The sequence below is a fragment of the Paenarthrobacter sp. NPDC056912 genome, from assembly GCF_042786555.1.
Classification (GTDB): domain Bacteria; phylum Actinomycetota; class Actinomycetes; order Actinomycetales; family Micrococcaceae; genus Arthrobacter.
In genome coordinates this window covers 24,733-31,670 of the sequence record NZ_JBHUCD010000019.1, presented here as the reverse complement: position 1 = coordinate 31,670, position 6,938 = coordinate 24,733, and the positions used below count along the sequence as shown (strand labels likewise).

At 64.1% G+C, this 6,938-nt stretch carries 6 protein-coding genes; 5 read left to right on the top strand and 1 reads right to left on the bottom strand.

Features of this window, described 5'->3' with window-relative positions; genetic code table 11:
- Positions 1 to 13: 13 nt before the first annotated feature.
- Positions 14 to 1,327: an LssY C-terminal domain-containing protein gene (locus ACFRJ9_RS18720; RefSeq protein WP_377671013.1), complete on the bottom strand. Its 1,314-nt coding sequence runs from the start codon at positions 1,325 to 1,327 to the stop codon at positions 14 to 16.
- A 281-nt stretch (positions 1,328 to 1,608) separates the two neighbouring features.
- Here ACFRJ9_RS18720 and ACFRJ9_RS18715 point away from each other — a divergent pair, with 281 nt between their 5' ends.
- The 5 genes from ACFRJ9_RS18715 (at position 1,609) to treS (ending at position 6,909) form a co-directional block, all read left to right on the top strand.
- On the top strand, positions 1,609 to 2,151 hold the full coding sequence (locus tag ACFRJ9_RS18715) for an RNA polymerase sigma factor (protein ID WP_377671011.1): 543 nt from the start codon (positions 1,609 to 1,611) through the stop codon (positions 2,149 to 2,151).
- Positions 2,126 to 3,076, top strand: coding sequence for a hypothetical protein (locus ACFRJ9_RS18710; protein WP_377671008.1), 951 nt, complete (start codon positions 2,126 to 2,128; stop codon positions 3,074 to 3,076). Before ACFRJ9_RS18715 ends, ACFRJ9_RS18710 begins: the two co-directional genes overlap by 26 nt.
- A 10-nt stretch (positions 3,077 to 3,086) precedes the next feature.
- The gene (locus tag ACFRJ9_RS18705; RefSeq protein ID WP_377671005.1) at positions 3,087 to 3,512 is read left to right on the top strand and encodes a sigma factor-like helix-turn-helix DNA-binding protein; all 426 of its coding nucleotides are present in this window, start codon (positions 3,087 to 3,089) and stop codon (positions 3,510 to 3,512) included.
- Positions 3,499 to 4,437, top strand: coding sequence for a hypothetical protein (locus ACFRJ9_RS18700; RefSeq protein WP_377671003.1), 939 nt, complete (start codon positions 3,499 to 3,501; stop codon positions 4,435 to 4,437). Before ACFRJ9_RS18705 ends, ACFRJ9_RS18700 begins: the two co-directional genes overlap by 14 nt.
- Before the next feature lie 186 nt (positions 4,438 to 4,623).
- Positions 4,624 to 6,909 carry a maltose alpha-D-glucosyltransferase gene (gene treS, locus ACFRJ9_RS18695; RefSeq protein WP_377671000.1) on the top strand — a complete coding sequence of 762 codons (2,286 nt, stop codon included), beginning with the start codon at positions 4,624 to 4,626 and terminating at the stop codon, positions 6,907 to 6,909.
- Positions 6,910 to 6,938 lie beyond the last annotated feature (29 nt).

The window sequence follows — 6,938 nt, the reverse complement described above, 5'->3', positions numbered from 1 at the left end:
GCCTCAAAGAAGGTCAGGAAGCAACGTGCCGATTCAACACAGAGGGCGGAACGGCCGGAACCCGCTGCCGCTTGGCGTAGACCCTGGATCTTTGGCTGGACAAGGCCAGGAGCACCAGGATGTCCGAGGCAAGGCCGGAGAGGCCGGCTTCGAAGGTGAGATTCGCCGTTCCGGTGGAGTAATCAATGGCCTGAGCCAGGATTGAGATGGAACTCAGGCCCATCGCGATCACGCGGGCGCCGTTGCTGCCCAGGAAAATCCGCCAGGCGAGGAAGAGTTCGCCAAGCCCAAAGACCAAAACAACGCCGGCGACCAAGACGATTGCCGCCATGGTGGATTGCGGGTCCGAAGAGCCGTCGTCAAGGGAAACCCCGTCTACTTCGCCGCCCGATGTCAGCAGGGTGATCGCCAGGACCAATGCAGCAAGCGCCCTGGCGACAACCAGCGCGGCACCCATGATGGTGGGCGCGGGCCGCCTGTCACGGCTGTCGGTCTGCGTGGGTTCCTGTGCTGGAGCGACAAGTACCTGGCGCGCGTCGACAATCGGCAGGTCACCGTCCGTGGAAATCGAGTCCCCGCCGCCGTTTCGCGTGTGATAGCCGGTGGAGAAGTCCTCGATGACGCGAACGGCTACTGCAGGCTCGGCCTGCGACACGGTGTGCACAATGTGGTCCCGTTCCACGTCCGTGTTCTGCTCGATCTTGTGCGTGATCTGGAGCGTGAAGAGCGAGAAACCCACGCTCCGGTCGTACGTTCCTGCCGCGAGCCAGTCCACCTTGTGTCCGCCCGGCAGCATCCACCCCTCGGGGCAGCGCCAGAAGCGAACGTGGTGGCGTTTGCCCGGGTTGTTGTCCACTTCCTGCTGGTACGCGAAGTCCTGTTGCCTGTCGAACAAGTACAGAGGGCTGACGGGCGCCTGCGAGTAGCTCTTGCGAAAGATGGTGGAGCTGACGATGCGCCGGCTGCTTGCAAAAGTGACGTCGTCGGCCATGGTCCAGCCTGCCGCCGTCATGATCTTGTGGATCTGGGGTTCGGAGCCCAGGAGCGCCACGTTCACAGGATCGCCGAGGAGGCCGTCGCTGGTTCGGGCCCGGCCGATGAAATAGCCGGGGACGTAAATAGTGGTGAGGATCCGGTGCAGGCGGGGCAGCAGCAGGTACGCAAGAAACGCCCAGAACACGAAGTAGAACCACACCTGCCCCCAGCCCAGGTGGAAGCTCTCCCCCACTAGAAGGAACGCCAGCCACACCGCAGCTGCGCCGCCCAGGATAAAGAATCCGTGGTCCAGCCGGCTATCCGTCACACCCCTGTTTGGCGCCTTGAACATGAAGCTCCCCCTTATGAATGCTCCTTAAGCTTCGTGCTTGGGGCGCGATCTGTACACAGGGAGCGTCGCCGGCCCTGGCTAGCAGGTTTCCCGAAACACCCACAAAACGCTCGACGACGGCACTCATCCGGGTGTCGTCGTCGAGCGTTTAGCGCGTGGCCGGCCGATGTCCGCGGCGCCTTCGCCTCAAATTTTCATCTCCCGCCTGTAAGAATCCTGCGGTTCGCGGAAATATGAGGGGTATCGGGGAAAAGGGGCCAGTAGCGAGCGGGGGCAGCGGGATGTTGTTGCAACGGGAAGCCGAGTTCATCTCCCTTCACGCTGCCCAGCACGAGCGGGTGTTGCACTACATCCTCCGACGAGTAGGCGAGCTGGAAGTGGCCCGGGAGCTCACAGCGGACGTGTTCCGGATTGCCTGGCAGAAGTCCGAGGACGAGCCCACCACTGACGTGGCATGGCTGTTCGCAGTGGCCCGGAACGTCATCGGCAACGAGTACCGCGGCAGGCGACGCCGGCGTGAGCTCATGGTCAAACTCGCCGAAGGTGTCCGCGCGGCCGCCGAACCGGCCGGGGGCGATGTGGAGGCCGCAGTCGCGGAAACGCTTGGCAGGCTCCGGGCCAGGGACAGGGAGATTCTGATGTTGCACTTCTGGGACAAACTCACCACCGCCGAGCTCGCGGCTTCCCTCGGGTGCACGGAAAACAGTGTTGGGGTGCGGCTTCATCGGGCCAAGCGTGCCTTCGCGGCTGCCATGCCCGCAGACCTCACAGCCGGCTATCCGGATAAGGACAAGGCAGGTGAACACTCCCATGGACAGGATTGACGAACTGCTGGAGGCAGCCAACCCAGTGCGCCCGTCCAACACCCCACGGCTGGACGCCAGCGCCGAGTTGCGTGCTGCGCTGGAAAATGCACCGGCCCTCCATGCCACCGGCCAGGACTTCGTTGACCGGGGCAAGCCCCTGGGCCGCTGGAGCAGCCTGAGGAGGCCTTGGACTGTTGCGGCGGCTGTGGCGGCTTTGTCCGTGTTGGTGATTGCCGTCGTCGTACTGGCCCGGGTCGTGGCGCCTCTGCAACCGGTACCTCCGGCGGTAAGCCCTTCGCCGAGCGTCAGCACCACCAGCGCCGGGACGGACGGGTGGCGCGTGCTGCGCTTGTCCACCACTCAAACGGGAGGCTCCACAGGCCCTCAGATCCAGATCGATGTAGCCCCGGGGTTTACCACCAGCAGCGATGTACCCAACGAAAGCTACGACTCGCTGTCCATCAAGATCATTAAAGACAGCCCGACTCAGGATGTCCTTGCGCAGATCTACTACGGGAAAGTACTGCCCCAGCGGGATCCCGTTGCCTGCGTTGCCACACCGGAGGAGTACGTTGAGCTGGAAAGCGTCCCATCGGAGGTACCGGTGAGCGCCTCGACGCCCAATGGAGCGCGTTTCGTGTACCGGGTGCTGAACGGTGCCGGGCTGAAGTCGTCCTTTGGGATCACTTCCCTGCCACCCGGGTCCGCAGTGGACAGCTGCACTGAGTACCACCACGTGGAGTCGCTTCCGGACGGGACCATGTTGGCCGTCTCGGACCACTTCCAGTTCAGCGGCCAAGCTCCCGGGTGGTTGTCGACATCGGCGACGTCCCTAACCCCCACCTTCACGTCCCTCGCGGAAGCCAGGGCGTTCATGGGGACCGACGAGTACCAAACGTACAAGCGGATGCTGTCTTCCGTGCGCATCATCCAGCCAGAGTAGGGAGCGGACAATGCCCGGTCACACGGATTTCCAAAGGCTCGCATTGTTCCTGGCCCGCCGGACAGGCGACGCCGACTACGCGCAAGTCCTTGCCAAAGACACTTTCCGCTGGGCGCTGAGCCAGCCACAGGACATCCCTTTCGGAACCTTGCTCGCGGCGTCTGCCCGCCCTGCGGCGGCGGCAATCCGGGAGAGAGACCGCGAGGTGGCAAGGCAGCGATCCATGGCCGGGATCATCGCCGCCCTCCACCCCATGGAGCGCGAGGTCCTTCGGCTCGTCTACTGGGACAAGCTCAGCATGGGCGAACTCGCTGACTTCCTGGGGTGTTCCATGGCGCGCGCCGGAGCCCTGTTGGACAAGGCCTACGGACATGCCGAGCGCCGGGCAACGCGCCTCGGGTTTGTCGTGGCGGACAGCTCTGATGAAACCGCTTGAGCAGCAAATTTCCGACGCCGCTCCGCCTTTCGCGGCGGCAGTGTTGCCGGCGGACGCCGCTCCGGGGATAGACCCTGTTGACGTCGTAACTGTTGGACCTGGCTTGCCGACCATCCGGCCTCGGCGCAATGGCGTGCCGAGAAAGCTGATGCACGCGGTCTTGGCGTTCTCTCTGTTAGCAGCCAGTGGTTGGGTACTCTCCGCCGCCCTTACCCGACCGCCCGAGCAGGGCAACGGCGTTGACAGCGGCCACCCGGCAGACGTCGGCCCGGCCGCGGTTGCCTCCGCAGCCGCCTCGGCTACCGAATGGCGTACCGCCACGCTGCTCAGTCCGTGGGCCGATGCCTCCGCCGGCGTGGAAGCCAGCATCGATCTCCCTGCCACCTGGAGTGTGCACCGTCATGAACCCTCGGCTGAATACCCCGGGCTCCATGTCACCGTAGCGGACCAGGATTCCCTGCCCGTCGCCACTCTCTACTTTGGCCCCGCCCCCCACAACGATTCGTGTGCCCTCCAGCAAGGCCCCGACGTCCACCTCCAACAAGCAGTCGTCGCCACAGGAGCCGAGCTGCTGGACCCGGCGCTGGCATCGGCGTTCTCCTATGGCTTGACCCCGGCACCGCAACTCAGGGGCTCTTTCGGACTCGTGGCGCGAACCTCGGCCGGGCAAGGCTGCGGCACAACCGCACGTGTTGATGGGTCGCCGCCGGTGATCCTCCGCTTCGGCGACGAACTGGGGCTGGTTGGTCCTGCACCCAGATCCAGCTATGCCCGCACGTTCGCGTCAGCTGACGATGCCGGCCGCTACATCCGGTCACAGGAATTCGGCACCCTCAAGCGGCTCATCAGTTCATTGAGGTTCTCTTTCCCGGAGGATCGGTCTCAGTTGTGGCAACTGCCCGACCCACGCCGCCCGGTGGGCTGAACCTCGGAAATTACGACGCCGGCACTCGCCAAAGCGGCGAACACGGGTCTTGGTTCTTCTCAAGGTCGACAAACGTACAGGTACCCCGACTAGCATGAATACTCCCGGGAAGCCCGGGTACGTGACCTCTTGAACACCCCCTCGTAAGGTCGGCGACAAGCGCGGCGGCCACCAAAGGAGCAGACTGTGCGGGAGCCGATAGTCAACGAACACACCTCAGATGCCAACAGCCTGGCGGATGATCCCGGGACGCAAGAGACGTCATTGGAGGGCGCCGCAAGCGAACCGGCGGAGATCACGTTTGACGAGCAGTTCTATCCAGCACGTCCCAAGGCACTGCGGCCAATTGCCCGGAGGCGGCAGTTCTTCGCCGCCCGCCCGTCCCTCGAATTCGACGGCCTGAACTCCACGTATGTGGACTGGCTGAGGAACCAATCCATGCTGGGCGACGCCAACACCATGGCCCGGCAACTCTCCGGGCAGGCCAGCATGTGGCAGAACTCGTACGCCAGGCCCAACCCCAGGGCGGCCGTGGAACGGGCACCTGTCTGGTTCACCGCCTATCCCCTGTCCTTCATCACGCAGGACGGCCAGTCCTTCCTGTCGGCGCTGGGTGACCCCGAGCTCTGGGAAGCGTTCCGTGAGATCGGCATCCGTGGGCTGCACACGGGCCCGGTGAAACTTGCGGGCGGCATCCGTGGCTGGTCGCAAACCCCCAGTGTTGACGGGCACTTTGACCGCATCAGCATGGCCATCGATCCGGCGTTCGGTACGGAGGAAGAGTTCCGTGAGATGTGCGAGGTCGCGGCAGATCGCGGGGGCACCGTCATTGACGACATTGTCCCCGGGCACACGGGCAAAGGTGCGGACTTCCGCCTCGCTGAGATGAATTTCCGGGACTACCCCGGGATCTATCACATGGTGGATATCCCGGAGGAAGACTGGCACCTGCTGCCCGACGTTCCCGAGGGCGAAGACTCCGTCAACATCAGCCCTGACGCCGAACAAGCCCTGCAAAAAGCCGGTTACATCATCGGCCGGCTGCAACGGGTCATCTTCTACGAGCCGGGCGTCAAGGAAACCAACTGGAGCGCCACCAAAGCGATCATCGACACCACTGGCAAAACCCGCCGCTGGGTCTATCTCCACTATTTCAAGGCCGGGCAGCCGTCCATCAACTGGCTGGACCCAACTTTCGCCGGGATGCGCCTGGTGGTTGGCGACGCACTGCATTCACTGCTGGACCTGGGCACGGGTGCCTTGAGGCTGGATGCCAACGGCTTCCTGGGTGTTGAGAAGAGCGCCGAGGAGGAGCCTGGCTGGTCGGAGGGCCACCCCTTGTCCGAGGCCGCCAACCAGCTGATCGGGTCCATGATCCGCAAGGTGGGCGGGTTCTCCTTCCAGGAGCTCAACCTCACCATCGATGACATCAAGGCACAGTCGGAGTCGGGCCCGGACCTGTCCTACGACTTCATCACCAGGCCCGCCTACCACTACGCACTGGTGACCGCTGATACGGAGTTCCTTCGACTGACCTTGCGCCTTGCCATGGAGATCGGCGTGGACCAGGCTTCCTTGGTTCACGCCCTCCAGAACCACGACGAACTGACGTACGAGCTGCTCCACTTTGCCGCTGGCCACAGGGACGACGTGTTCGAACTTGGCGGCGAGGAACTGACCGGCGCCGAGGTGGCCGAGAAGGTTCAGGACACCTTGCGGGAGCGGCTGACCGGCGAGAACGGACCGTACAACGCGCTCTTCACCACCAACGGCATCGCGTGCACCACGGTCAGCTTCATCATGGCCGCCTTGGGCATCAAGGAACCCTCCTCCATCACCAAGGAAGAGGAGGCCCGGGTGCTGGATGCCCACGTGCTGTTGTCCATGTACAACGCGCTGCAGCCGGGCGTCTTCGCGCTTTCCGGCTGGGACCTCACCGGCATCACGGCCTTGGATCGCGAAACTGTCCGGGAGCTCACCTCGCAGGGTGACACGCGCTGGATCAACCGTGGCGCACACGACCTGATGGGCACCAGTCCCGACGCGAAAACGTCCCTGGCCGGCATGCCGCGCGCCCGCAGCCTCTACGGTCCGCTGCCTGCACAGCTCAAGGATCCGAACTCCTACGCGCGCCGGCTCCAGCGGATACTCACAGTGCGGGAGGAGTCGGGGATTGCAACCAGTACCCTCCTGGACGTGCCCGACGTTTCCAACCGAGGCCTGTTGGTCATGGTCAACCAGCTGGCGGATGGCGCCTTGCAGGTCACTGTCCTGAACTTCTCGGACCAGGACATTGCCGGCAGCATCCAGTCCCCGCACCTGGTCCCGGGCGCCACCGTGCATGACCTTTTCAGCGGCGAAAGCGTTGGCCAGGTGGATGACCTCCGCAGCTTCTTCCTGGAGTTGCCCGCCTTCCAGGGGACGGCCCTCCTGTTGAAGGACCCGGTTGTGGAGGACGAGGTCACCGAGTAGAGAGTACGACGTCGGCACTCGGGTGGGTG